The following is a 21,683-nucleotide window of genomic DNA, read 5'->3' as shown; positions in this document are numbered from 1 at the left end:
CCGGCCGTTCTTACTGGACAGTCGTACTGGTCGTTATGCTGGCGCACGCCGGCGCGCTGTGGGGGCTGAATGAACGCACGCCGCGGTTGCTGCGTGAAAGACCTGATGGTGCGGTCATTCATGTATGGCAACTCGTGCCCGCCATCCCGCCGCAACCGGCGGAACTCGATACCGCCCCCGGCATACGGAGTCAGGAATCCGGGGCACCTCCCCCGATAGAATCGCAGGGGCCGAATGCTCAGGCACCGGCCCCCGCCACCCTCGCCGAGACACCGACGCAAACAACCCCGGCGCCGCCAACAACTCCAGTGCCAAAGGATGCCGTCGAGGAAACTTTTGCCAACTACCTGCCTCGCGACCGGTTGACCGTTCCCCCGCAGCCACGTACGGCAGTGGAAGTCCCGTTTCCCAAAGGCGTGGAAGGCATCGTCAAGCTGAAGGTGCAGATCGACCTGTTCATCGATGAGTTCGGGACCGTGCGCCGCGTGCGCATTGAGAACCCGGGCAATCTGCATCCTGCGTTCTCCCAGGTTGTGCTGGACACTTTCATGCCCGTTCAGTTCAGCCCGGGGAAGGTCGATGCCGTTGCGGTACCCTCTCAATTGCGCATTGAAGTGGAATTCATCGCCAGCAATGCAGACCGCTAACGCCATGAGCTCTCCAAACTTGAATTTTTCGACCCCTTTCATGCAACAGGCCCTGGCCCTGGCACACAAGGCGGCCGGCATATCAGAACCCAATCCACGGGTCGGCTGCGTCATAGTCTCGGCCGATGGCGCCCACGTACTCGCCCAGGGGCACACCCAACGCGCCGGTGGCCCGCACGCCGAGGTCATGGCGCTGAAAGATGCTGCCGACCGTGGCCATTCGGTCCACGGCGCCACGGCCTATGTGACGCTTGAGCCATGCTCCCACCACGGACGCACCGGCCCCTGCTGCGACGCACTGATCGCCGCCGGCATCAAAAGAGTCGTCGCTTCCATTGCAGACCCCAACCCCCTGGTTTCAGGGCAAGGCTTTGAACGCCTGCGTGCGGCCGGGGTCGAGGTGGAAGCAGGTCCGGGAGCGGCGGAATCGAAAGAACTGAACATCGGCTTTTTCAGCCGCATGGCTCGTAAAACGCCATGGGTGCGCATGAAGATCGCCACCTCACTGGACGGCACAGCCGCCTTGTCCAACGGCGAAAGTCAGTGGATCACTTCGCCAGAGGCGCGGGCAGACGGCCATGCCTGGCGCGCCCGGGCCTCGGCCATACTGACAGGCATTGGCACCGTGCTTGAAGACGATCCGCGATTGGACGTCCGGCTGGTGGACACCCCCAGGCAACCCTGTTGCGTCATCGTCGACAGCCTGCTGAAAACGCCGGTTGACGCGAAAATTTTCCAGGGCGGGGGCCCAGTCTGGATTTACACCGCCACCCAGGGTTCGCCCAGTGAGGCGGCCTTGATCGCCAAAGGCGCCACGGTCACGTTCTTACCCGATGCCCGTGGCAAAGTGGACCTGGCCGCCATGATGAAAGACCTTGCACGCCGCGAAATCAACGAACTCCATGTCGAAGCAGGCAGCAAGCTCAACGGCTCGCTGATCCGGGAGGGCCTGGTGGATGAGGTCCTGGTTTACCTTGCGCCGAAGCTCCTCGGACCCGGCCAGAGCATGGCCTCCATAGGCCCTCTCCAGGCGCTCTCAGACGCCGTACCGCTTCAGTTTCACTCGGCAGATCGGGTGGGCGTGGATTTGCGCATCGTTGCCCGCGTGGCGGGGCGAGACGCGTTTTAGCTCACCCCGGGGGCCAGTGCGGCCCTGAATTTAGTGGTTTTGCTCCTCTTTTCCGGCCTTTAGCGCACTTCCCGGCGCCTGCGTGCCATTCCCTGCGAAAATGGCGCCATGTTTACCGGAATCATTACCGGCTTGGGGCGCATCGTCGCCATCCAAAGCCTGGGCAGCTCTTCAGACCATGGCAAGCGCCTCACCATCGAGGCACCTGCGGGTTACCTTGATGACGTGGGCCTGGGCGACAGCATCGCGCTCAACGGCGCCTGCATGACGGCGACGACGCTGGACCTTCCCCTCAACCGCTTCACCATCGACATCTCCGCCGAGTCGCTGGACAAAACCACGGGCCTGGCCGAAACCGGCCCCGTCAACCTGGAAAAAGCCCTGCGCGCCCATGACCGCCTGGGCGGGCACATCGTCTCCGGCCACGTCGACGGCATCGGCAGCGTGACGCATTTCGCCGAAGTCGGCGAAAGCTGGGAGCTGCGCATACTGGCACCGCGCGAGCTCGGCAAGTACCTGGCCTACAAGGGCTCCATCACCGTCAATGGCGTGAGCCTGACGGTGAATCGGGTCACCGACCTGGCCGAAGGAACGGAGCTGAGCATCAACCTGATTCCCCACACCGTGCAGAACACCGCCCTGGGTCGGCTGGCGGCCGGCTCCCACGTGAACCTCGAAATCGACCTGATCGCGCGCTACGTCGAGCGCATGCTGGGCGACACCCACAACAACATTCCCAAAAAGCCCTGAACCATGACCACTGCCATTTCTCCTGTTGAAGACATCGTTGCCGACATGCGCGCCGGCCGCATGGTCATCCTGATCGACGAGGAAGACCGCGAAAACGAGGGCGACCTGGTCCTCGCGGCCGACCACGTCACGCCCGAGGCCATCAACTTCATGGCGCGCTTCGGCCGCGGACTGATTTGCCTGACCCTGACCCGCGAACGCTGCGAGCTGCTGCAGCTGCCGCCCATGGCGACCCGCAACGGCACGAAACACGCCACGGCCTTTACCGTCTCCATCGAGGCGGCTGAGGGCGTGACCACCGGCATCTCCGCCGCCGACCGCGCCCGCACCGTTCAAGCCGCCGTCGCCAAAAACGCCACGGTCAACGACCTGGTCCAGCCCGGCCACATCTTCCCGCTGCAGGCGGTGGACGGCGGCGTGCTGATGCGCGCCGGCCATACCGAAGCCGGCTGCGACCTGGCCGGCATGGCCGGTTGCTCGCCGGCCGCCGTGATCTGCGAGATCATGAAGGATGACGGCACCATGGCCCGCCTGCCCGACCTGCTGCTATTCGCGGCCGAGCACGGCCTGAAGATAGGCACCATCGCCGACCTGATCGAGCATCGCAGCCGCAACGATTCCCTGGTCGAAAAAATCGGCTGCCGCACGCTGCAGACCGCCTTCGGCGAATTCACCGCCCACGCCTTTCGCGACAAGCCCAGCCAGGGCCTGCACCTGGCGCTCGTCAAAGGTGAATGGTCCACGAACGACGTCGTTGCCGCGCGCGTGCACGAGCCGCTGTCGGTGCTGGACGTACTGGAAACCGGCCGCCCCATGCATTCCTGGAGCCTGGACGAAAGCCTCAAGCACATCGCCGGTGAAGGCCGCGGCGTCGCTGTGCTGCTTAACTGCGGCGAAAGCGCCGCGCAATTGCTGGCCCAATTCGAAGGCACGGCGCGCGCCAGCCAGGCGCCCGAGCGCGGCCGCATGGACTTGCGCACCTACGGCGTGGGCGCGCAGATTTTGCGCGAATGCGGCGTGCACCGGATGAACCTCATGGGCAACCCGCGCCGCATGCCCAGCATGACGGGCTACGGCCTGGAGATCGTCGGCTACATCACCAGGGACTGACTGAGCTTTCAGTCGTTCAACAAAACCATAAATCCATCAAAAAGGGAATCACCGTGTTTGGAGCAGAAAAAGGAACGGCCGACAAGCTGGACGGCAGAAAACTTTCCATCGCCATCGTGCAGGCGCGCTTCAATGAAAGCGTCACCAACGCCCTGGCCGAAGCCTGCAAGCACGAGCTCGCGGCGCTGGGTGTGCACGAAGACAATATCCGCCACGTGAAAGTGCCCGGCGCGCTGGAAGTGCCCTGCGCGCTGCAGGCGCTGGCTGAAAGCGACAAGTACGACGCGCTGATCGCCCTGGGCTGCATCATCCGCGGCGAGACCTACCACTTCGAGCTGGTCGCCAACGAAAGCGGCGCCGCCGTCACGCGCCTGGCGCTGGACTACCAGTTGCCCATCGCCAACGCCATCCTGACCACAGAAAACCTCGCGCAGGCCCAGGCCCGCCAGGAGGAAAAAGGCCGCGACGCCGCCCGCGTCGCCGTCGAAATGGCCAACCTGATCAATGAAATTGCCTGAGCGCCCTGCTCCCACACCCTAACCTGACTGGCATTTTTCATGGCTGATCCCATCATCAAACCCAAACGCCCACCGCAGACCCGCACGGGCCTGACCGACACCGGCGTCAAAAAAGCGGCCGACAAATCGGCGCGCACCCGCGCGCGCGAATTCGCCCTGCAGGCGCTCTACCAGCACCTGGTGGGCCGCAATGAAGCCGACTCGATCGACGCGTTCACGCGCGACCTGGTGGGCTTTCACAAGGCCGACTCGGCCCATTACGACGCATTGCTGCACGGCTGCATTGAAGAAGCGAAAACACTGGACGCCGGCATCACACCCCTGCTGGACCGGCCCATGGCCGAGATCTCGCCGGTCGAGCATGCGGTGCTCTGGATAGGCGCCTACGAATTCACCCACTGCCTGGACGTGCCCTGGCGCGTCGTGATCAACGAATGCATAGAACTGGCCAAGGCCTTCGGCGGCACCGACGGCCACAAATACGTCAACGGCGTGCTGAACAAGATGGCGCCCACCCTGCGCGCCGCGGAAGTCGCCGCCGACAAAGCCAAACAATCCCCCCGTTGAAAGGCCTGCCGTGAAAATCGCCCGGCGGGCTCAACGCATTGAGCCGTTTTATGTCATGGAGGTCGCCAAGGCGGCCTCGGCACTGGCGCAGGAGTTCGCCCACAGCGACCGGCCCATGATCTTCCTGAACATCGGCGAGCCGGACTTCACCGCGCCGCCCCTGGTGCAAGAAGCCGCGGCCCGCGCGATTTCGCAAGGCACGACGCAGTACACCCAGGCCACCGGCCTGCCCGCCCTGCGCGAGCGCATCAGCGGCTGGTACGCCTCGCGCTTCGGCGTGCAGGTGGCGCCCGGCCGCATCATCATCACGGCCGGCGCCTCGGCCGCGCTGCAGCTGGCCTGCCTGGCGCTGATCGAAGCCGGCGATGAAATCCTGATGCCCGACCCCAGCTATCCCTGCAACCGGCATTTCGTCAGCGCCGCCGAAGGCAACGCGGTGCTGGTGCCGACCACGGCGGCCGAGCGCTTCCAGCTCACACGCGAGAAGGTCGAGGCCGCCTGGAAGCCGCAGACGCGCGGCGTGCTGCTGGCCTCGCCCTCCAACCCGACCGGCACCTCGATCACGCCCGAAGAGCTGCAGCGCATCCACGAATTCGTGCACAGCCGCGGCGGCATTACGCTGATCGACGAGATCTACCTGGGCCTGAGCTATGAAGAGCATTTCGGCCACTCGGCCCTGGCCATGCCCGGCGAGCTGGGCCAGAGCGTGATCAGCATCAACAGCTTCAGCAAGTACTTCAACATGACCGGCTGGCGCCTGGGCTGGCTGGTGGTGCCCGAGGCGCTGGCGCCCGTGATCGAGCGCATCGCGCAAAACCTCTTCATCTGCGCCAGCACCGTGGCCCAGCATGCGGCCCTGGCCTGCTTCGAACCCGAGAGCCTGCAGGAGTACGAGCGCCGCCGCGCCGAGTTCAAGGCACGCCGCGATTACTTCATTCCCGAACTCAACCGCCTGGGCCTGACGGTGCCGGTAATGCCCGACGGCGCTTTCTATGCCTATGCCGACTGCACGGCAGCCGCCGCGCGCCTGGGCGTCAGCGGCAGCTGGGACTTCGCTTTCGAACTCATGAAACGCGCCCACCTGGCCGTCACGCCGGGCCGCGATTTCGGCCATGCCGCGCCTGAGCAGTTCGTGCGCTTTTCCACCGCCAACTCCATGGCGCAGTTGCAGGAAGCCGTGGCCCGTCTGGAGGCTGTCCTTGCCTAGCCAGAGGACTATCAAGGCAACCGAAGGCGGCAATCCGTCCAAGCAGGGGCCGCGGGACTGGCTTTGCCAGACCGCAGGCGCAGCGGCCCCCTCGGGGGGCAGCGCATTACACGAAGTGAAAAGCGTGGGGGCCACATTCAGTTGGCCTTTGCGGGTCTATTGGGAAGACACCGACGCGGGCGGCATTGTTTTTTACGCGAACTACCTGAAATTTTTTGAACGTTCGCGCACCGAATGGCTCAGATCACTGGGTATTGAACAGCAGCGCCTGCGGGAAAGCACGGGCGGCATCTTCGTGGTGGCTGAGACCAGCATCCGTTACCATCGTTCGGCCCGGCTGGACGATGAACTGATTGTTACGGCAAGCCTGGTCGAAGCCGGCCGCGCGTCCATGATAATCAGCCAGCAAGCGCTATTAAAAACAGAGCATGAGCCCGGACAGCCGGCCCCGTTGCTTTGTGAAGGCAGCATTCGGATCGGCTGGGTCGACGCCGCCAGCCTTCAGCCACGGCGCATTCCCGCTTCCATTCTTGACAGCTTAAAAACCGATACGGCAACAACATGAACCAAGACCTGTCCATCGTCAGCCTCATCCTCAATGCCAGCTGGGTCGTGCAGGCCGTGGTGGCGCTGCTGGTCGGCGTGTCCATCGCCAGCTGGGCCGCCATCTTCCGCAAAATCGTCGCGCTCAACAAGGTGCAGAAACTCAACGACGAGTTCGACCGCGAGTTCTGGTCGGGCACCAGCCTGAACGACCTCTTCGCCGGCGCCGCGCAGAACGCCAAGCATTCAGGCTCCATGGAGCGGATTTTCGCCAGCGGCATGCGTGAATACCAGAAGCTGCGCGAACGCCACATCACCGACCCCGGCACCCTGCTGGACGGCGCGCGCCGCGCCATGCGCGCCAGCTACCAGCGCGAACTCGACGCCATCGAATCCAACCTGTCCTTCCTGGCCACCGTCGGTTCCGTCTCGCCCTATGTGGGCCTGTTCGGCACGGTCTGGGGCATCATGCACGCCTTCACCGGCCTGGCGGCCCTGGAGCAGGTCACGCTGGCCACGGTGGCGCCCGGCATCGCCGAGGCGCTGGTGGCCACGGCCATCGGCCTCTTCGCGGCGATCCCGGCCGTCGTCGCCTACAACCGCTTCTCGCACGACATAGACCGCGTCGCCAACCGGCTGGAGACCTTCATCGAAGAGTTCTCCAACATCCTGCAGCGCAACCTGGGCGCCCAATCACCTTCGGGCCACTAGAGCTGTAAGGAGACCGCCATGCCAGCAGTCAATTCCCGCCGCGGCCGCAGCCGCCGCACCATCAGCGAAATCAACATGGTGCCCTTCATCGACGTGATGCTGGTGCTGCTGATCATCTTCATGGTGACGGCGCCGCTGATCACGCCCAGCATGATCGCACTGCCCAAGGTCGGCAAGGCGCCCAGCCAGCCGCAGAACCCGGTGCAGATCCTGATCAGCAAGGACGAAGCCGTGCAGATCAAGATCAAGACCAACAGCGTGGCCAGCAATGTGCGCAACGTCGCGGCCGACATCGCCAAGCTGGAGCCGGGCGTGAAGGCAGAGGGCGCGCAGGCCGTTCCCGTGGTCATCAGCGCCGACAAGTCCATCAAATACGAAACCGTGGTCCAGGTCATGGACAACCTGCAAAAAGCCGGTGTCTCGCGCGTGGGCCTTTCGGTGCAGACCGGCGGCAAGTAGCCGCCAGCCCACCGCAATCCTCCATGCCCAGCGCCGCAGACCGCCTAGACTTTCTCCCGCCCCGCGACGGCGGGTCGGGCCGCGCGTTCGCGCTCGCGCTGCTCGCCCACGCGCTGCTGATCGCCGCCCTGACCTGGGGCGTCAACTGGAAACGCAGCACCCCCGACGTAGCCTTCCAGGCCGAGCTGTGGACCAACGTTCCGGCGCAGCAGGCGGCGCCCAAACCGGTCGAAGTGCCCACACCGCCGCCCCCACCACCACCGCCTCCCACCCCGACCCCTGAGGTCAGGACGCCCCCGCCGCCGCCCGAGCCCAAGGTGGACATTGCCCTGGAGCAGGAAAAAAAGCGCAAGCAGGTGCAGGAACAAAAGGAAGCGGAAGCCGAACGCCTGAAAGAAAAGCAGAAGGCTGACCTGCAGGCCAAGAAAGTAAAGGACGCGGAAAAACAGAAAGCTGCCGACAAGAAGGCCCAGGAAGACCTGGCCAAACGCAAGGCGGCGGACGACGCGAAAAAGCTGGAAGCCCAGAAGGACAACAAGGACGCCGCGCAGCAGAAGGCCGCACAGGCCGCTGCCGAAAAACTGCGCCAGGAAAACCTGCGCCGCATCACCGGCATGGCCGGCGCCACCGGCGATGCGGACTCCAAAGGCACGGCGCAAAAGTCCAGCGGCGGCTCTACCACTTATGGTGCCATCGTCAGGGCAGCCATCAAGCCCAACGTGGTGTTCACCGAGGAGTTCACCGGAAACCCGATGGCGAAAGTGGAAGTCCGCCTGACGCTGGACGGCACGGTCATCAGCCAGCGCCTGGTTCAATCCAGCGGCAACAAGGCCTGGGATGACGCGGCCATCAATGCCATCGTCCGCACACGCGTCATGCCGCGAGACGTCGATGGCCGGATACCCGATACCACGCTGATCCTGGAAATGCGGCCGCGCAACTAGGCCGTGTCCGGGATGGGCTATCGCCCGGCTGGAATCACTCGTAAACGATCTGCACCAGCCCCTTGTCGGCCTGCGCCATCCAGCTGGCCAGCGCCGCATCTGTCGGGAAGAACTTGGCCGTCTCACCCAAGTGCAGTTCGGCCGTCGCGCCACCCACGGAATTTTGCCGCCTGAGGCTCAGGCGCACCGGCAGGCCGCGGCTGATCTCGCCCTGGTCCGACATTTCGCGGCGCGGCGGGAAGTCCCGCACCAGGCGTGAGATGTCGGGCGCGCTGCCGTTGACGGCCACGCGCAGGTACTTGCCGAACTTGCAGCGCGCGGTTTCCAGGTCCCACACCTGCGTGACCTTGAAGCGGCGGCCGAAGCGCTCGGACGCGCCCTGCAGCGTGCCCTGCACGATCACCAGTTCGTCGTCCTTGAGCAGGTTGCGGTTGGCGTTGAAGGTCGCTTCGTCGACCGAGGCCTCCAGCACGTCGGTCTTGTCGTCGAGCTTGAAGATGATCAGCTTGCCGCGGTTGCCGTTGATCACGCGCAGGTCGCTCAGAATCGCGGCCAGCAGCTGCGGCTCGCGCGAGTCGATCAGGTCCTCGATCTTGCGCTTGGCGAACTGGCGCACCTCGGTTTCCACCTCGTCGAACAAATGGCCTGACAGGTAAAAGCCGATGGCCGTCTTTTCCTGCACCAGGCGCGCCTTGACGCCGAAGGGCATGGCCTCGACCAGCGGCGGCTCCTGCGTGCTGGCCGCATGCGAGTCGGACATGTCGAACAGCCCGCCCTGGTTGGCATTGGCTTCGGTCGCGGCGGCGAATTCAAAGGCGCGGTCCACCGAGGCCAGCAGCGAGGCGCGGTTGAGCTGCAGGTTGTCGAAGGCGCCGCCCTTGATCAGGGCTTCCACCGTGCGTTTGTTCAGGCGGCTGCGGTCGACGCGCACGCAGAAATCGTAAATCGAGGTGAAGGGGCCGCCTTCCTTGCGGGCCGCGACGATGGCGGCGATGGCCTGCTGGCCCGTGCCCTTGATCGCGCCCAGGCCGTAGCGCACCGAACTCGCGCTGATGGGCTCGAAGCGGTAGTCGCCGCGGTTGATGTCGGGCGACTCGAACTGTATGCCCATCTTCTGCGCGTCGCCGAACAGGATCTTGAGCTTGTCGGTGTCGTCCATTTCCACCGTCATATTGGCGGCGAAGAATTCGGCCGTGTAGTGCACCTTGAGCCAGGCCGTGTGATAGGCCAGCAGCGCATAGGCGGCGGAGTGCGACTTGTTGAAACCGTAGCCCGCGAATTTTTCCATCAGGTCGAAAACTTCGTCGGCTTTTTCCTCGCTGAGGCCGCCCTCGCCCGCGCCCTTGCGGAAGATCTCGCGCTGGGCGTCCATCTCCTCTTTTTTCTTCTTGCCCATGGCGCGGCGCAGCAAGTCGGCGCCGCCCAGCGAGTAGCCGCCCAGGATCTGCGCGGTCTGCATCACCTGCTCCTGGTAGACCATGATGCCGTAGGTCTCCTCGAGGATGGCCTTGACGCGCGGGTCCGGGTACTCGGGCACTTCCTTGCCCTGCTTGCGCGCGATGTAGGTCGGGATCAGCTCCATCGGTCCCGGGCGGTAGAGCGCATTCATCGCGATCAGGTCTTCCAGGCGGTCCGGCTTGGCGTCTTTCAGCATGCGCTGCATGCCGATACTTTCAAACTGGAACACGGCTTCGGTCTGCCCCCGTCCGAAAAGCTCGTAGACCTTTCGGTCGTTGAGCGGCAGGTCTTCGAACTTGAAGTCTTTCTGCGCCGGGTGGCGCGCGATGATGAAGTCCTTGGCAATCTCCAGGATGGTCAGGGTGGCCAGGCCCAAGAAGTCGAACTTGACCAGCCCGATGGCCTCCACGTCGTCCTTGTCAAACTGGCTCACGGCGGAATTGCTGCCGGGCTGGGCGTAGAGCGGGCAGAAATCGGTCAGCCTGCTGGGCGCGATCAGCACGCCCCCGGCATGCATGCCGACGTTGCGGGTCAGGCCCTCGAGCTTTTGCGCGAGCTCCAGCAGCGTGCGCACGTCTTCTTCCTTGCGCTCGCGCTCGGCCAGGATAGGCTCCTGCTCCTTCGCCTGCTCAATCGTGATGTGCTGGCCCGGCTTGTTGGGAATCAGCTTGGAGATACCGTCGCAAAAACCGTAAGGAAAATCCAGCACGCGGCCCACGTCGCGGATGGCGGCGCGCGCCGCCATGGTGCCGAAGGTCACGATCTGGCTCACGGCCTCCTTGCCGTATTTGTCCTTCACGTAATCGATCACGCGGTCGCGGTTGCTCTGGCAGAAGTCGATGTCGAAGTCGGGCATGGACACCCGTTCCGGGTTCAGGAAACGCTCGAACAGCAGGTTGTACTGCAGCGGGTCCAGGTCGGTGATCTTCAATGAATACGCCACCAGCGAACCGGCACCCGAGCCCCGGCCCGGCCCCACGGGGCAGCCGTTTTTCTTGGCCCAGTTGATGAAGTCGCCCACGATCAGGAAGTAGCCGGGGAAACCCATCTTCAGGATGGTGTTGATCTCGAACTCCAGGCGCTCCACATAAGACGGCCGCTTCTTGTCGCGCACCGCCGCGTCGCGGTACAGGTGGGCCAGGCGCTCTTCCAGGCCTTCGAAGGAGGCATGGCGGAAATAGGCATCAATCGGCATGCGCACGCCGTCGACTTCCGGCGTCGGGTAGTCGGGCAGCATGGGCTTGCCGAGCTCCAGCGTCAGGTTGCAGCGCCTGGCGATTTCCAGCGTGTTGGCCAGGGCCGAAGGCACGTCGGCGAACAGCGCCTTCATCTGCTCGGCCGACTTGAAGTACTGCTCGCGCGTGAACTTGCGAACGCGCCGCGTATTGCCGAGGATCTCGCCCTCGGAGATGCACACGCGCGCCTCATGCGCCTCGTAGTCGTCGTAGGTCAGGAACTGCACCGGATGCGTGGCCACCACCGGCAGCTTGAGCCGCGCCGCCAGTTGCACGGCGGCCACCACGTGGCGTTCGTCTTCAGGGCGCTGGGCGCGCTGCAGTTCCAGGTAGAAGCGGTGTGGAAACAGGCCCCCGAAATACAGCGCGCATTCGACGGCGCGGGCGCTGTCGCCCTGCAGCAGCGCCTGGCCCACGGCGCCGCCCTGCGCGCCCGACAGCGCGATCAGGCCCTCATTGAGTTCCTGCAGCCATTCGAGCTTGACCACCGCCTGGTCGCGCACCACGTTTTGGGTCCAGGCCCGCGTGAGGATTTCGGAGAGGTTGAGGTAGCCCTGGCGGTTCTGCACCAGCAACAACAGGCGGGCGGCGGGCGCGTTGGCGTCCTTGCCGGGCACCTGCACCCAGATGTCGGCGCCTATCAGCGGCTTGACGCCCGCGCCGCGGGCTTCCTTATAGAACTTGACGGTGCCGAAGAGGTTGCTCAGGTCGGTGATGGCCAGCGCCGGTTGCCGGTCCGCGGCTGCGGCAGCCACGATTTCATCGATGCGGTTGGTGCCGTCGACGACGGAAAATTCGGTGTGGAGGCGCAAATGAACAAACATAAAGGCCATTTTAGGGCCGGGTCTGTCCGCTGAGGCGCCAAGGCAGGATGCAAGGGCATGCATGCCTGCCTACAATCGATCGCATCATGCAAATTCTGAACATTGCAGCCTACAAGTTCGTTGCGCTGGACCAGCCCGCCGTGCTGCAGGCCAGCATCACCGAAATGCTGCAAGGGCGCGCCATCAAGGGCACGGTGCTGCTGGCCGAAGAAGGCATCAACCTCTTCCTGGCCGGGCCCGCCGCGGATATTCATGATTTTTTGGCATGGTTGAAACAGGATGTGCGTTTTGCCGGCCTGCAGGCCAAGGAAAGCTGGTCGGGCGCCCAGCCTTTTCGCAAGCTGCTGGTGAAAGTAAAGCCGGAAATCATCCGCATGAACCACCCGGCCGTCCAGCCCGCCGCGGGCCGCGCGCCTGCCGTGGATGCCGCGACGCTCAAACGCTGGCTGGATGCGGGCCACGACGACGCGGGCCGCCCCGTGGTGACGCTGGACACGCGCAACGACTTCGAGGCCGACGTCGGCACTTTCCACAATGCCATCGACTGGCGCATCCGCAAGTTCACAGAGTTCCCCGAAGCCCTGCTGGCCCACAAGGACGAGCTGGCCGGCAAGACCGTGGTGAGCTTTTGCACAGGCGGCATACGCTGCGAAAAAGCCGCCATCCTGATGCGCGAGGCCGGTATCGAAAACGTCTGGCAACTCGACGGCGGCATCCTCAAATACTTCGAGGAAAGCGGGCACGCGCATTTTGAAGGCGAATGTTTTGTCTTTGACGAGCGCCGCGCGCTGGACCCGGCGCTCAAGCCCCAGGTCAACCCGCCTGTCAAAGACCTGCACGCGCGGCCTTCCACGCGCCGCCCCGAAGTTTTCGGGCTCTTGTCCGACAGCTGAGCCCAAAGCCCTGTGCCAAGCTTTTAAGTAGCACGCAGTACAGGCCCTGCCGCACCCATTGCCCCCTCTTTCGCCAACCGTCCCTTTTTTAACGGTAGCCATCATGCCCACAGACACATCCCCCGCTCGCCACCAGGCGGCCCATGCATCACCGTCCGCACAAAGCTCCGTGCTCGCCAGGCGCTTCAGCGCCGTGCGCCAGCAAACCGAAGCATTGATCCAGCCGCTGAGCCCGGAAGACTGCCAGCTGCAGTCCATGCCCGACGCCAGCCCCGCCAAATGGCACCTGGCCCACCTGACCTGGTTTTTTGAAACCTTCATCCTCGAACGCTTCGAGCCGGGTTTCACGCCCTTCGACCCAGGCTTTCGTGTGCTGTTCAACAGCTATTACAACGGCGTGGGCGACAAATACCCGCGGCCCAAGCGCGGCCTGATCAGCCGTCCTTCGCTGGACGAAGTGCTGGCCTATCGCGCGCAGGTCAACCAGCGCATGCTGGCGGTGATCACCACCGTGGAAGCCGGCGCCGACAGCGCGCAGCAGCGGGAGCTCACCGACCTGGTGACCCTGGGCCTGCACCACGAGCAGCAACACCAGGAGTTGCTGCTCACGGACATCAAGCACGCGCTGTCCTTCAACCCCGCGCGCCCGGCCTATGCAAGCCGCTGGCCTCTGGCCGGCATACACCCCCAGCCGGTGGACTGGCTGCGCCACGAGGCCGGCCTGGTGGAGCATGGTTTCGATACGGCGCGCGACGGCGAATTCGCCTTCGACAACGAGACGCCGCGGCACAAGGTGTATGTGGCGGCCTTCGAGCTGGCCAGCCGGCCGGTGACCAACGGCGAGATCATGGCCTTCATCGCCGACAAGGCTTACCAGCGCCCCGAGCTGTGGCTGTCCATGGGCTGGGACTGGGTGACCGAGAACAAGGTCAGCCTGCCCTTTTACTGGCAAGGCGAGGAAGGCCGCTACCAGCACTTCACGCTGCAAGGCCTGATCGATGTAGACCCGAACACACCGGCCTGCCACCTCAGTTATTTTGAAGCCGATGCTTTCGCGCGCTGGGCCGGCGCGCGCCTGCCGACCGAATTTGAATGGGAGCTGGCCGCACGCAATGTGCCCGCAGGCCCCGTGCCGCAGGGCAACTTCGTCGAGACATCGGCTTTCCACCCGCTGCCGCTGCAGGAAGGCAGCCGCGGCCTGCCCGCGCAGATGTTCGGCGACGTGTGGGAATGGACGCAGTCCAACTACAACCCCTATCCCGGCTACAAGCCCTGGGAAGGCCTGGTGGGCGAGTACAACGGCAAGTTCATGTGCAACCAGTTCGTGCTGCGCGGCGGCTCCTGCGCCACGCCGCAAAGCCATATACGCGCGAGCTACCGCAACTTCTTCCCGCCCGATGCGCGCTGGCAGTTCAGCGGCCTGCGCCTGGCGCGCGACCTCTGAACTGAACAGGCGCGGTCTCAGCCCGCCGTGAATTTCCGCTCGGGCAGCGGAATGAATTCGGTCTCGCCGGGCACCTGCCCCATGGCCTGCGCTTCCCAGTCTTCGCCGGCCTGCACGATGCGCTCCTTGCGGCTGGAGACGAAGTTCCACCACATGAAGCGGTGCGCATCAAGCGCGTCGCCGCCTATGACCACCAGCCGCGTCGGCGCGCCGGCGCTGAGCTGAACAGCCGCGCCGGGCGCCAGCGTCGCCATGGTATACGCCGCCAGCGGCTCGCCGTCGACCAGCAGGTCGCCGTCCACGGAATACAGCGCCATCTGTTCCGCGAGCGGCGGCAGCGTGAAAGGCGTGCCGGCGGCCAGCGCCAGGTCGAGGTACAGCGTCTTGGAGAAAGTCCTGACGGGTGAGGTCTTGCCGAAGGCCTCGCCGATCAGGATGCGCACTGCCGAGCCGTCCACCGTGGTGGACGGAATGGTCTCGGCCGGTGTGTGCGAAAAACCGGGCGCCGTTTCTTCAAACTCTTTGGGCAGGGCCGCCCACAGCTGCAGGCCGTGGTTCACGTATGAAGTGCCGCGCAGGTCTTCAGGGGCGCGCTCCGAATGCACGATGCCGCGGCCCGCCGTCATCCAGTTGATGGCGCCGGGCTCTATGCGCTGGGCCGAGCCCAGGCTGTCGCGGTGCATCATCGCGCCTTCGAACAGGTAGGTCACCGTCGCCAGGCCGATGTGCGGATGCGGCCGCACGTCATGGTTGGCCTCGCCCTGCTCGGTCACCGGGCCGAAGTGGTCAAAAAAGATAAAAGGGCCGACCGACTGTTGCTGCGCCGAAGGCAGCAGGCGCCGCACCATAAAGCCGCCGCCCAGGTCTTTGTGATGACCCGTGAGTTTCAACGCGACGCTCATGGCAGGCGCTCCAGTTCGGTGGTGATTTCGGTCGTGACGGTGGTCATGAGTTTGTGCACCGGGCATTTCTGCGCCACGGCGTGCAATTCCTGCAACTGCGCGTCGGTCAGATTGCCCTTGACCTGCAGTTTGGCCGTGAGCTTGTAGACGCCGCTGCGCTCCTGCGAGTCGTCGCGCTCGATGCGCGTCTGCACGTCCTCGACCGGGAGGCCCTTCTTGCGGGCGTACCACATCACGGTCAGGGCCTTGCAGGCGCCCAGCGCCGCATCGTAAAGGTCGTGCGGGCTGGGGCCGCTGTCGGCACCGCCTTCGGCCTCGCTGACGTCGGCGGTGAAGCTGTGGCCGCGGATCTGCACCTGCTGCGCCACCGCGGCGGTGAGATCGCGTTTGAGTTCAATGGTCATGGGGTTCCTGTAGGCAAGGGAAAAAGATCACGCGGAGAATTTGGCCGCGACGCCGGCAACACGCGCGCCGAAGCTGCGGGCCGTCTCCAGGTCGCCCGGGGACATCTCGCCGGCGCCGGCATCGGAGGGCGACTGCGCGATGGCGCCACTGTAGGCGCCGAGGTAGTTGGGATCGTTGCGCTGAGCGGCCTTGCTGTTGCTGGGCAGCATGCCCTGGCTGACCCAGATGCCGCCGTGCTGCATGGCCAGCGTGAACAGGTAGTTCAAGGTGGACAGCTTGTCGCCGTTGATCGAGGCGCTGTTGGTGAAGCCGGCGAAGAGCTTGTCTTTCCATGCCTGGGTGTACCAGGGCTTGGAGGAGGCGTCCGCGAATTTCTTGAACTGCCAGCTCACATTGCCCATGTAGGTGGGCGAGCCCATGATGATGGCGTCGGCGGCGGCCAGCGTTTCCCAGCCGCCTTCGGGCAGGTTGCCGTCGGCGTCTATGGCCAGCAGCTCGGCGCCCGCGCCATCAGCCACCGATTGCGCCATGCGCTGGGTGTGGCCGTAGCCGGAGTGGTAAATCACGACAACTTTGGGCATTCAGGTCTTTCGGGATGGATGAAGGAGGCCGACGGCATCCGCGGCCGGCGAAAACAAAAAAGGGCTGCAGCCCAGGCATGAAACCCCTGCTGCAGCCCTCGTTTTTTGCGAATCAGCTTTTGAGCTTGGCGTCCACGCTCCAGGCGCCGCCGCCGAAAGCCGCGATGCTGAACAGGCCGCCGACGATGGCCATGTTCTTGAAGAACATCATTTGTTGCGTGGGGTCGGTCCAGAACGCATGGAAGATGCAGGTGATCACGACCGTGAAGACGCCGATGGCCAGCGCGGCCCAGCGCGTCTGGAAGCCCACGGCCAGCAGGATGCCCAAGCCGAGTTCCACGGCGATGGCGATGGCGGCGGCGACGGAAGGCAGCGGCACGCCTTTGGAGGCGATATAGCCCACCGTTCCGGAAAAGCCGGCGATCTTGCTGAAGCCGGCAGGCACAAACAGCAGGGCCAGCAGCAGGCGGCCGATCAGGGAGAGAGGGTTTTGCAGGGAATTAAGCATGGTGAGTCCTTATGGATGGTTAAAGGTAAACGGGGAAATCATGGATGAAAAAAACACTCTGGGCAAGCACGACGGTGTCATTGCATGTTCGTGCCCTCCCAAGGTGTTACCTCGTGTTGCGGTATTCGGGTCGGCTTATGGGGCTAGGTCAAATACCAGCACTTCAGCGTCCTGGCCCTTGGCCAGTTGCAACGTCGCTTCCGACTGCAGCGCCGCGGCGTCGCCGGCCTTCAGCACCTGGCCGTTGACTTCCAGCTGGCCGCGGACCAGGTGCACATAGGTCTTGCGCTTTGCATCGATCGCCAGCGTGGCGGTCTCCGCGCCGTCGAACAGGCCCGCATAAATCCTGGCATCCGCATGGATCAGCACGGAACCCTTGGCGCCGTCGGGCGAAGCCACCAGGCGCAGAGCGCCGCGCTTTTCAGCATCGGCGAAGGTCTTCTGCTCGTAGCTCGGGGGAATACCGGTCACATTGGGTTCGATCCAGATCTGCAGGAAGTGCGTGGTCTGGCCGTCCGCGTGGTTGAACTCGCTATGCTGCACGCCCGTGCCGGCGCTCATGCGCTGCACGTCGCCGGGCGGGATGCCTTTGACGTTGCCCATGCTGTCCTTGTGCGCGAGTTCGCCGCTCAGCACATAGCTGATGATTTCCATGTCCTTGTGGCCATGGGTGCCGAAACCGCGGCCGGCCGCGATGCGGTCTTCATTGATGACGCGCAGGTTGCCGAAGCCCATGTGCGCCGGGTCGTAATAGCCGGCGAATGAAAAGGAATGGAAAGACTTGAGCCAGCCGTGGTCGGCGAAACCGCGTTCGCTGGAGGTTCTTAAAGTCATCATGAGGTGCTCCTTTCAAGGTGCGTTGAGATGCGTTGCCGATGACTCCAATGTAGGCGCGGGCACCCGGCTTTCCATTGCCGCCTTTTGATGGCATCATTCAAATTATTTGAATCATTCCGATGGCAACGAACAACAACCCCGTACGCGACGCGCTGACGCCCGAGACCATCAGCCTGATAGGCGCCGTCCACCGCGCGGGCAGCATGGCCGCGGCGGCGCGCGAGCTGGGCGTGGTGCCCAGCGCCCTGACCTACCGCATCCGCCAGGTGGAAGACGCGCTGGACGTGCTGCTGTTCGACCGCTCTTCACGCCAGGCCAGGCTGACCGAAGCCGGCAAGGAATTGCTGCGCGAGGGCAACCGCCTGCTGGCCGAACTCGACGCAGTGGCCAACCGCGTCAAGCGCGTGGCCACCGGCTGGGAGCCGCAGCTCACACTGGCGGTGGACAGCGTGATCTCGCGCACCACGGTGATGGAACTGTGCGAGGCTTTTTTCGCGCTGAACCCGCCCACCCGCCTGCGCATACGCGAAGAAGCGCTGTCGGGCACGCTGGAGGCGCTCACGTCGGGCCAGGCCGACCTGGCCATAGGTGTGGCCATCGAGCCGTCGGTGAATACTTCGGTACAACACAAGACGCTGGGCACCATCCACTTCATCTATGCGGTGGCGCCGCACCACCCGCTGGCGCAGGCCGCCGAGCCCGTGACCGACACCATGCTGATGCCGCACCGCGCCGTGGCGGTGGCCGATTCGGTGCAGCGCGGCAGCGGCGTCACCATAGGTTTGCTGGGCGGGCAGGACATCTTCACCGTGCCCGGCATGCAGGAAAAACTGCAGGCGCAGTTGCGCGGGCTGGGCGGCGGCTTTTTGCCGGAGTACCTGGCGCGGCCGCACGTCATCACCGGCCGGCTGGTGGAAAAGCGCATGCAGCGCGCCCCGCGCCAGGTGCCCATGAGTTATGCCTGGCTGCGCGCGCCCGACGGCAAAGAAGGGCGCGCGCTGCAGTGGTGGCTCAAGCAACTGGAGAACACGGGCACCCGAAAAGCGCTGCTGGAGCGTGATCAGTCCCTGTAGTCCCTGTGAAAACCCGTAGTGCGCGCTCAAACCCGGCGCGGGGGCCGTGCCTGCGTGTAGAGTGCGCTTAGACCTTCTCATTTCGTTTTCGTTTATGGTTGAGATGTGATGACCAGGGCCGGGGCCGTGAATTGCGGTGAAAGCCTCAAGGCGCCTCATTCGTCAACCCCCAAAACATAAAGACACAAGACATGCCAAAAAAATCCAGCCTCCCCCTTCCTGAATCCGCGGCCCGGCGCAACATCGCCGTGGTGGGCGCCGGCATCGCCGGCATTGCCTGCGCACGCACCCTGGTGCAGGCCGGGCACCGCGTCACGGTGTTCGAGAAAAGCCGCGAAGCCGGCGGCCGCATGGCCACCCGCGACAGCGAATTCGGCGGCTTCGACCACGGCACGCAGTACTTCACGGTGCGCGATGCGCGTTTCGAGAAGGCCCTGGCCACCGCCTCCGGCCTGGTGCGGCCCTGGAGCGCCAACACCGTACGCATCCTCGACGAGCTGGGCCGCGTCGTGGCCTCGGCGCTGCCCCCCAAGGAGGCGCACTGGGTCGCCACGCCGGGCATGAATGCGCTGGTCAAACAATGGGCGCAGCCTTTGGCCGCCGCCGGCCGCCTGTCGCTGGAAACGGAAGTGGTACGGCTGGAGCGCGACAAGCTGCACCCTGAACAGTGGCAGTTGCAGACCGAAGGCGCCGGCAGCCCGGTGCATTCGGGTTTTGATTCCGTGGTGCTGGCCCTGCCCTCGCCGCAGGCGCATGCCCTGCTGCTGAGTTCGCAACAAGGCAAGCCGCTGATGGCGGAACTCGCCAAAGTCAGCGTGGCGCCCTGCTGGACCTTGATGCTGGCCTTCCCCCAGGCCATGCAGCCCACCATGGTGCACCTGGGCCCACACTGGAACGCGGCGCGCAGCACCCACCACCGCATCGCCTGGCTGGCGCGCGAATCCTCCAAGCCCGGGCGCGGCCCCATCGAGCGCTGGACCGTGCAGGCCAGCCCCGAGTGGTCGCAGCGCCACCTCGAGGACGACGCCGAACGCGTCAAGGCCAAGCTGCTCAAGGCTTTTACCGAAGTCACCGGCATACGCGCCGAGCCGCCCCATGCCGTGGTGCACCGCTGGCGTTATGCCCAGACACTGCAGCCCCTGGAAAAAACCCATGTGTGGGACGCCAAATCCCGCATAGGCGTCTGCGGCGACTGGTGCCTGGGCCATCGTGTGGAAGACGGCTTTGTGTCGGGCCTTGAAATGGCTCTCGAACTCGCCTGAATACCGGGAGCAAAACCCGAGTGGGGGTCGACTACCGGGGCCGCTTCGCCCCTTCTCCAACCGGCCCGCTGCATGCCGGCTCACTGGTGGCGGCCCTGGCCAGCTGGCTGGATGCCCGCGCGCACCAGGGCCGCTGGCTGGTGCGCATCGAAGATGTGGACACGCCACGCTGCGTGCCCGGCTCCGACCGCGCCATTCTTGAACAGCTGGCCCAGTGCGGCCTGGTGCCGGACGAGCCGCCCGTCTACCAATCGCAGCGCGGCACGCTGTACCAGAATGCGCTGGACTCATTGACCACCCGCGGGCTGGCCTACCCCTGCGCCTGCACGCGCCAGGACATCGCGCGCGCGCTGGCGGCTTCGGGGCAGGCGCGCGAGCGCCATGGCGAACTGGTTTACCCCGGCACCTGCCGGGGCGGCCTGCACGGCCGCACCGCGCGCGCCTGGCGGCTGGACACGCGAGCGGATTCGCCCGTCACCTGGCATGACCGCCGGCTGGGCCCGCAGTCGCAGGACGTGGTCCATGAGGTCGGCGACTTCGTGCTCAAGCGCGCCGACGGCCTGTGGGCCTACCAGCTGGCCGTGGTGGTCGACGACGCAGCCCAGGACATCACCGACATCGTGCGCGGCGAGGACTTGGCCGACAACACGGCGCGGCAAATCCTGCTGCAACGCGCGCTGGGCCTGCCGCTGCCGCGCTACCTGCACACGCCGCTGGTGCTGGGCGCGAACGGCGAAAAGCTCTCCAAACAGAACGGCGCGCAGGCGCTGGACACTGCCCGGCCGCTCGCGTTGCTGCAGCAGGCAGGCGCGGTTCTGGGCCTGCAAGCGGACATGGCCGCCGCGACGCCGCAAGACTGGCTGCAACAAGCCGTCCCGCTCTGGGCGACGCGCCTTAAAATCAGCCGGTGACAGATACAACCTCCCCCACCCCGCCCGCCGCCCCGCCTGCCGTTCCGCCCGCTGAATTGCCTGAAGGCACGCCCGCCGACACGGCCCACCACCGCAACATCCGCAGCTTTGTGCGCCGCACCGGCCGCACCACCCTCGGCCAGGCCAAAGCCTTTACCGACGTCGGCCCGCAATTCCTGCTGCCCTATGCGGCGGCGCCTGCGGATTTCGCGGCGATCTTCGGGCGCACGGCCCCCACCATCCTGGAGATCGGCTTCGGCATGGGCGAAGCGACGGCCCACATCGCCGCCCTGATGCCCGAGAAAAATTTCCTTTGCTGCGAGGTGCACACACCGGGCGTGGGCGCGCTGCTCAAGCGCATCGGCGAGCAGGGCCTGGCCAACATCCGCATCCTGCAGCACGACGCCGTGGAAGTGATCGACAACATGCTGCCGCCGGCCAGCCTGGACGGTGTGCACATCTTTTTTCCCGACCCCTGGCACAAGAAAAAACACAACAAGCGCCGCCTGATCCAGGCGCCGCTGATCGCCAAACTGGCCGCGCGCCTCAAGCCCGGCGGTTACCTGCACTGCGCCACCGACTGGCAGCCTTATGCCGAACAGATCCTCGAAGTGCTGGCTGCCGAACCCCTGTTGCGCAACACGGCGGACGCTTCCCAGGGCGGCTATGCGCCCAAGCCGGCCTACCGGCCCCTGACCAAGTTTGAAAACCGCGGCATCAAGCTGGGGCACGGTGTCTGGGACGTGGTGTTCACCCGTGCGTGAA

23 protein-coding genes are annotated in these 21,683 nt (G+C 65.0%); 17 read left to right on the top strand and 6 right to left on the bottom strand.

Translation table 11 applies throughout. The features are described from left to right. Nucleotides 1-35 precede the first annotated feature (35 nt). The 11 genes from ACLV74_RS08785 (at nucleotide 36) to tolA (ending at nucleotide 8,585) form a co-directional block, all read left to right on the top strand. The gene (locus ACLV74_RS08785; protein ID WP_411879003.1) at nucleotides 36-647 is read left to right on the top strand and encodes a hypothetical protein; all 612 of its coding nucleotides are present in this window, start codon (nucleotides 36-38) and stop codon (nucleotides 645-647) included. A 4-nt stretch (nucleotides 648-651) separates the two neighbouring features. Further along, nucleotides 652-1,776, top strand: coding sequence for a bifunctional diaminohydroxyphosphoribosylaminopyrimidine deaminase/5-amino-6-(5-phosphoribosylamino)uracil reductase RibD (gene ribD, locus ACLV74_RS08780; protein ID WP_411879002.1), 1,125 nt, complete (start codon nucleotides 652-654; stop codon nucleotides 1,774-1,776). Nucleotides 1,777-1,884: 108 nt separating this feature from the next. Then, on the top strand, nucleotides 1,885-2,526 hold the full coding sequence (locus ACLV74_RS08775) for a riboflavin synthase (protein WP_411879001.1): 642 nt from the start codon (nucleotides 1,885-1,887) through the stop codon (nucleotides 2,524-2,526). Nucleotides 2,527-2,529: 3 nt separating this feature from the next. Continuing rightward, a complete protein-coding gene (ribBA, locus tag ACLV74_RS08770; RefSeq protein ID WP_411879000.1) occupies nucleotides 2,530-3,636 on the top strand; it encodes a bifunctional 3,4-dihydroxy-2-butanone-4-phosphate synthase/GTP cyclohydrolase II in 1,107 nt (368 codons plus the stop codon). A 53-nt stretch (nucleotides 3,637-3,689) separates the two neighbouring features. Continuing rightward, on the top strand, nucleotides 3,690-4,154 hold the full coding sequence (ribH, locus tag ACLV74_RS08765; protein WP_411878999.1) for a 6,7-dimethyl-8-ribityllumazine synthase: 465 nt from the start codon (nucleotides 3,690-3,692) through the stop codon (nucleotides 4,152-4,154). Nucleotides 4,155-4,193: 39 nt separating this feature from the next. Then, nucleotides 4,194-4,721, top strand: coding sequence for a transcription antitermination factor NusB (nusB, locus tag ACLV74_RS08760; RefSeq protein ID WP_411878998.1), 528 nt, complete (start codon nucleotides 4,194-4,196; stop codon nucleotides 4,719-4,721). A gap of 10 nt (nucleotides 4,722-4,731) precedes the next feature. Next, nucleotides 4,732-5,928 carry a pyridoxal phosphate-dependent aminotransferase gene (locus tag ACLV74_RS08755; protein ID WP_411878997.1) on the top strand — a complete coding sequence of 399 codons (1,197 nt, stop codon included), beginning with the start codon at nucleotides 4,732-4,734 and terminating at the stop codon, nucleotides 5,926-5,928. A gap of 115 nt (nucleotides 5,929-6,043) precedes the next feature. Further along, nucleotides 6,044-6,493 (top strand): tol-pal system-associated acyl-CoA thioesterase, encoded by a 450-nt coding sequence (locus tag ACLV74_RS08750; protein ID WP_411879054.1) that lies wholly within the window; start codon nucleotides 6,044-6,046, stop codon nucleotides 6,491-6,493. After that, nucleotides 6,490-7,182, top strand: coding sequence for a protein TolQ (tolQ, locus tag ACLV74_RS08745; RefSeq protein WP_411878996.1), 693 nt, complete (start codon nucleotides 6,490-6,492; stop codon nucleotides 7,180-7,182). Before ACLV74_RS08750 ends, tolQ begins: the two co-directional genes overlap by 4 nt. Nucleotides 7,183-7,200: 18 nt before the next feature. Further along, complete coding sequence (locus tag ACLV74_RS08740) at nucleotides 7,201-7,641, top strand: biopolymer transporter ExbD (RefSeq protein WP_411878995.1); 441 nt, start codon at nucleotides 7,201-7,203, stop codon at nucleotides 7,639-7,641. Between the two features lie 23 nt (nucleotides 7,642-7,664). After that, nucleotides 7,665-8,585: a cell envelope integrity protein TolA gene (gene tolA / locus ACLV74_RS08735; protein ID WP_411878994.1), complete on the top strand. Its 921-nt coding sequence runs from the start codon at nucleotides 7,665-7,667 to the stop codon at nucleotides 8,583-8,585. A 34-nt stretch (nucleotides 8,586-8,619) separates the two neighbouring features. Here tolA and dnaE read toward each other — a convergent pair whose 3' ends face one another. Beyond that, nucleotides 8,620-12,102, bottom strand: coding sequence for a DNA polymerase III subunit alpha (gene dnaE, locus ACLV74_RS08730; RefSeq protein ID WP_411878993.1), 3,483 nt, complete (start codon nucleotides 12,100-12,102; stop codon nucleotides 8,620-8,622). Nucleotides 12,103-12,188: 86 nt separating this feature from the next. On the opposite strand from dnaE, the gene ACLV74_RS08725 reads away from it, so the two are divergent. Both ACLV74_RS08725 and egtB read left to right on the top strand, forming a co-directional pair. Then, on the top strand, nucleotides 12,189-12,995 hold the full coding sequence (locus ACLV74_RS08725; protein ID WP_411878992.1) for a sulfurtransferase: 807 nt from the start codon (nucleotides 12,189-12,191) through the stop codon (nucleotides 12,993-12,995). A gap of 103 nt (nucleotides 12,996-13,098) precedes the next feature. Next, the gene (gene egtB, locus ACLV74_RS08720) at nucleotides 13,099-14,439 is read left to right on the top strand and encodes an ergothioneine biosynthesis protein EgtB (RefSeq protein ID WP_411878991.1); all 1,341 of its coding nucleotides are present in this window, start codon (nucleotides 13,099-13,101) and stop codon (nucleotides 14,437-14,439) included. Between the two features lie 17 nt (nucleotides 14,440-14,456). Here egtB and ACLV74_RS08715 read toward each other — a convergent pair whose 3' ends face one another. The 5 genes from ACLV74_RS08715 to ACLV74_RS08695 form a co-directional block, all read right to left on the bottom strand. Beyond that, the gene (locus ACLV74_RS08715; protein WP_411878990.1) at nucleotides 14,457-15,341 is read right to left on the bottom strand and encodes a pirin family protein; all 885 of its coding nucleotides are present in this window, start codon (nucleotides 15,339-15,341) and stop codon (nucleotides 14,457-14,459) included. Further along, entirely contained in the window at nucleotides 15,338-15,745 is a 408-nt protein-coding gene (locus ACLV74_RS08710; protein ID WP_411878989.1) for an OsmC family protein, read from the bottom strand. Before ACLV74_RS08710 ends, ACLV74_RS08715 begins: the two co-directional genes overlap by 4 nt. Before the next feature lie 27 nt (nucleotides 15,746-15,772). Beyond that, nucleotides 15,773-16,327 carry a flavodoxin family protein gene (locus tag ACLV74_RS08705; RefSeq protein WP_411878988.1) on the bottom strand — a complete coding sequence of 185 codons (555 nt, stop codon included), beginning with the start codon at nucleotides 16,325-16,327 and terminating at the stop codon, nucleotides 15,773-15,775. A gap of 112 nt (nucleotides 16,328-16,439) precedes the next feature. After that, entirely contained in the window at nucleotides 16,440-16,835 is a 396-nt protein-coding gene (locus tag ACLV74_RS08700) for a DoxX family protein (RefSeq protein ID WP_411878987.1), read from the bottom strand. Nucleotides 16,836-16,970: 135 nt separating this feature from the next. Beyond that, nucleotides 16,971-17,672 (bottom strand): pirin family protein, encoded by a 702-nt coding sequence (locus ACLV74_RS08695; protein WP_411878986.1) that lies wholly within the window; start codon nucleotides 17,670-17,672, stop codon nucleotides 16,971-16,973. A gap of 119 nt (nucleotides 17,673-17,791) precedes the next feature. On the opposite strand from ACLV74_RS08695, the gene ACLV74_RS08690 reads away from it, so the two are divergent. The 4 genes from ACLV74_RS08690 (at nucleotide 17,792) to trmB (ending at nucleotide 21,682) form a co-directional block, all read left to right on the top strand. Then, nucleotides 17,792-18,745, top strand: a complete 954-nt coding sequence (locus tag ACLV74_RS08690; protein ID WP_411878985.1) for a LysR family transcriptional regulator — start codon at nucleotides 17,792-17,794, stop codon at nucleotides 18,743-18,745. A 191-nt stretch (nucleotides 18,746-18,936) separates the two neighbouring features. Next, nucleotides 18,937-20,007: an NAD(P)/FAD-dependent oxidoreductase gene (locus ACLV74_RS08685; RefSeq protein ID WP_411878984.1), complete on the top strand. Its 1,071-nt coding sequence runs from the start codon at nucleotides 18,937-18,939 to the stop codon at nucleotides 20,005-20,007. 20 nt (nucleotides 20,008-20,027) lie between these two features. Continuing rightward, nucleotides 20,028-20,918 (top strand): tRNA glutamyl-Q(34) synthetase GluQRS, encoded by an 891-nt coding sequence (gluQRS, locus tag ACLV74_RS08680; protein WP_411878983.1) that lies wholly within the window; start codon nucleotides 20,028-20,030, stop codon nucleotides 20,916-20,918. Then, nucleotides 20,915-21,682, top strand: coding sequence for a tRNA (guanosine(46)-N7)-methyltransferase TrmB (gene trmB, locus ACLV74_RS08675; RefSeq protein WP_411878982.1), 768 nt, complete (start codon nucleotides 20,915-20,917; stop codon nucleotides 21,680-21,682). The genes gluQRS and trmB overlap by 4 nt, the downstream gene beginning before the upstream one ends. The last annotated feature ends 1 nt before the right edge of the window (nucleotide 21,683 follow it).

The organism is Polaromonas sp. YR568 (assembly GCF_943369415.1).
Lineage (GTDB): Bacteria > Pseudomonadota > Gammaproteobacteria > Burkholderiales > Burkholderiaceae_C > Polaromonas.
This window is presented reverse-complemented; position numbering and strand designations above follow the sequence as displayed.

Excerpts from the sequence above, each read along its gene's own strand:
- ACLV74_RS08710 (WP_411878989.1), bottom strand. The coding sequence starts at position 15,745 with ATGACCATTGAACTCAAACGCGATCTCACCGCCGCGGTGGCGCAGCAG.
- egtB (WP_411878991.1), top strand. The coding sequence starts at position 13,099 with ATGCCCACAGACACATCCCCCGCTCGCCACCAGGCGGCCCATGCATCA.
- ribBA (WP_411879000.1), top strand. The coding sequence starts at position 2,530 with ATGACCACTGCCATTTCTCCTGTTGAAGACATCGTTGCCGACATGCGC.
- ribD (WP_411879002.1), top strand. The coding sequence starts at position 652 with ATGAGCTCTCCAAACTTGAATTTTTCGACCCCTTTCATGCAACAGGCC.
- ACLV74_RS08690 (WP_411878985.1), top strand. The coding sequence starts at position 17,792 with ATGGCAACGAACAACAACCCCGTACGCGACGCGCTGACGCCCGAGACC.
- ACLV74_RS08775 (WP_411879001.1), top strand. The coding sequence starts at position 1,885 with ATGTTTACCGGAATCATTACCGGCTTGGGGCGCATCGTCGCCATCCAA.
- ACLV74_RS08785 (WP_411879003.1), top strand. The coding sequence starts at position 36 with ATGCTGGCGCACGCCGGCGCGCTGTGGGGGCTGAATGAACGCACGCCG.
- ACLV74_RS08700 (WP_411878987.1), bottom strand. The coding sequence starts at position 16,835 with ATGCTTAATTCCCTGCAAAACCCTCTCTCCCTGATCGGCCGCCTGCTG.
- tolA (WP_411878994.1), top strand. The coding sequence starts at position 7,665 with ATGCCCAGCGCCGCAGACCGCCTAGACTTTCTCCCGCCCCGCGACGGC.
- ACLV74_RS08695 (WP_411878986.1), bottom strand. The coding sequence starts at position 17,672 with ATGATGACTTTAAGAACCTCCAGCGAACGCGGTTTCGCCGACCACGGC.
- dnaE (WP_411878993.1), bottom strand. The coding sequence starts at position 12,102 with ATGTTTGTTCATTTGCGCCTCCACACCGAATTTTCCGTCGTCGACGGC.
- ACLV74_RS08715 (WP_411878990.1), bottom strand. The coding sequence starts at position 15,341 with ATGAGCGTCGCGTTGAAACTCACGGGTCATCACAAAGACCTGGGCGGC.
- nusB (WP_411878998.1), top strand. The coding sequence starts at position 4,194 with ATGGCTGATCCCATCATCAAACCCAAACGCCCACCGCAGACCCGCACG.
- ACLV74_RS08725 (WP_411878992.1), top strand. The coding sequence starts at position 12,189 with ATGCAAATTCTGAACATTGCAGCCTACAAGTTCGTTGCGCTGGACCAG.
- ACLV74_RS08705 (WP_411878988.1), bottom strand. The coding sequence starts at position 16,327 with ATGCCCAAAGTTGTCGTGATTTACCACTCCGGCTACGGCCACACCCAG.
- tolQ (WP_411878996.1), top strand. The coding sequence starts at position 6,490 with ATGAACCAAGACCTGTCCATCGTCAGCCTCATCCTCAATGCCAGCTGG.
- ACLV74_RS08740 (WP_411878995.1), top strand. The coding sequence starts at position 7,201 with ATGCCAGCAGTCAATTCCCGCCGCGGCCGCAGCCGCCGCACCATCAGC.
- ACLV74_RS08685 (WP_411878984.1), top strand. The coding sequence starts at position 18,937 with ATGCCAAAAAAATCCAGCCTCCCCCTTCCTGAATCCGCGGCCCGGCGC.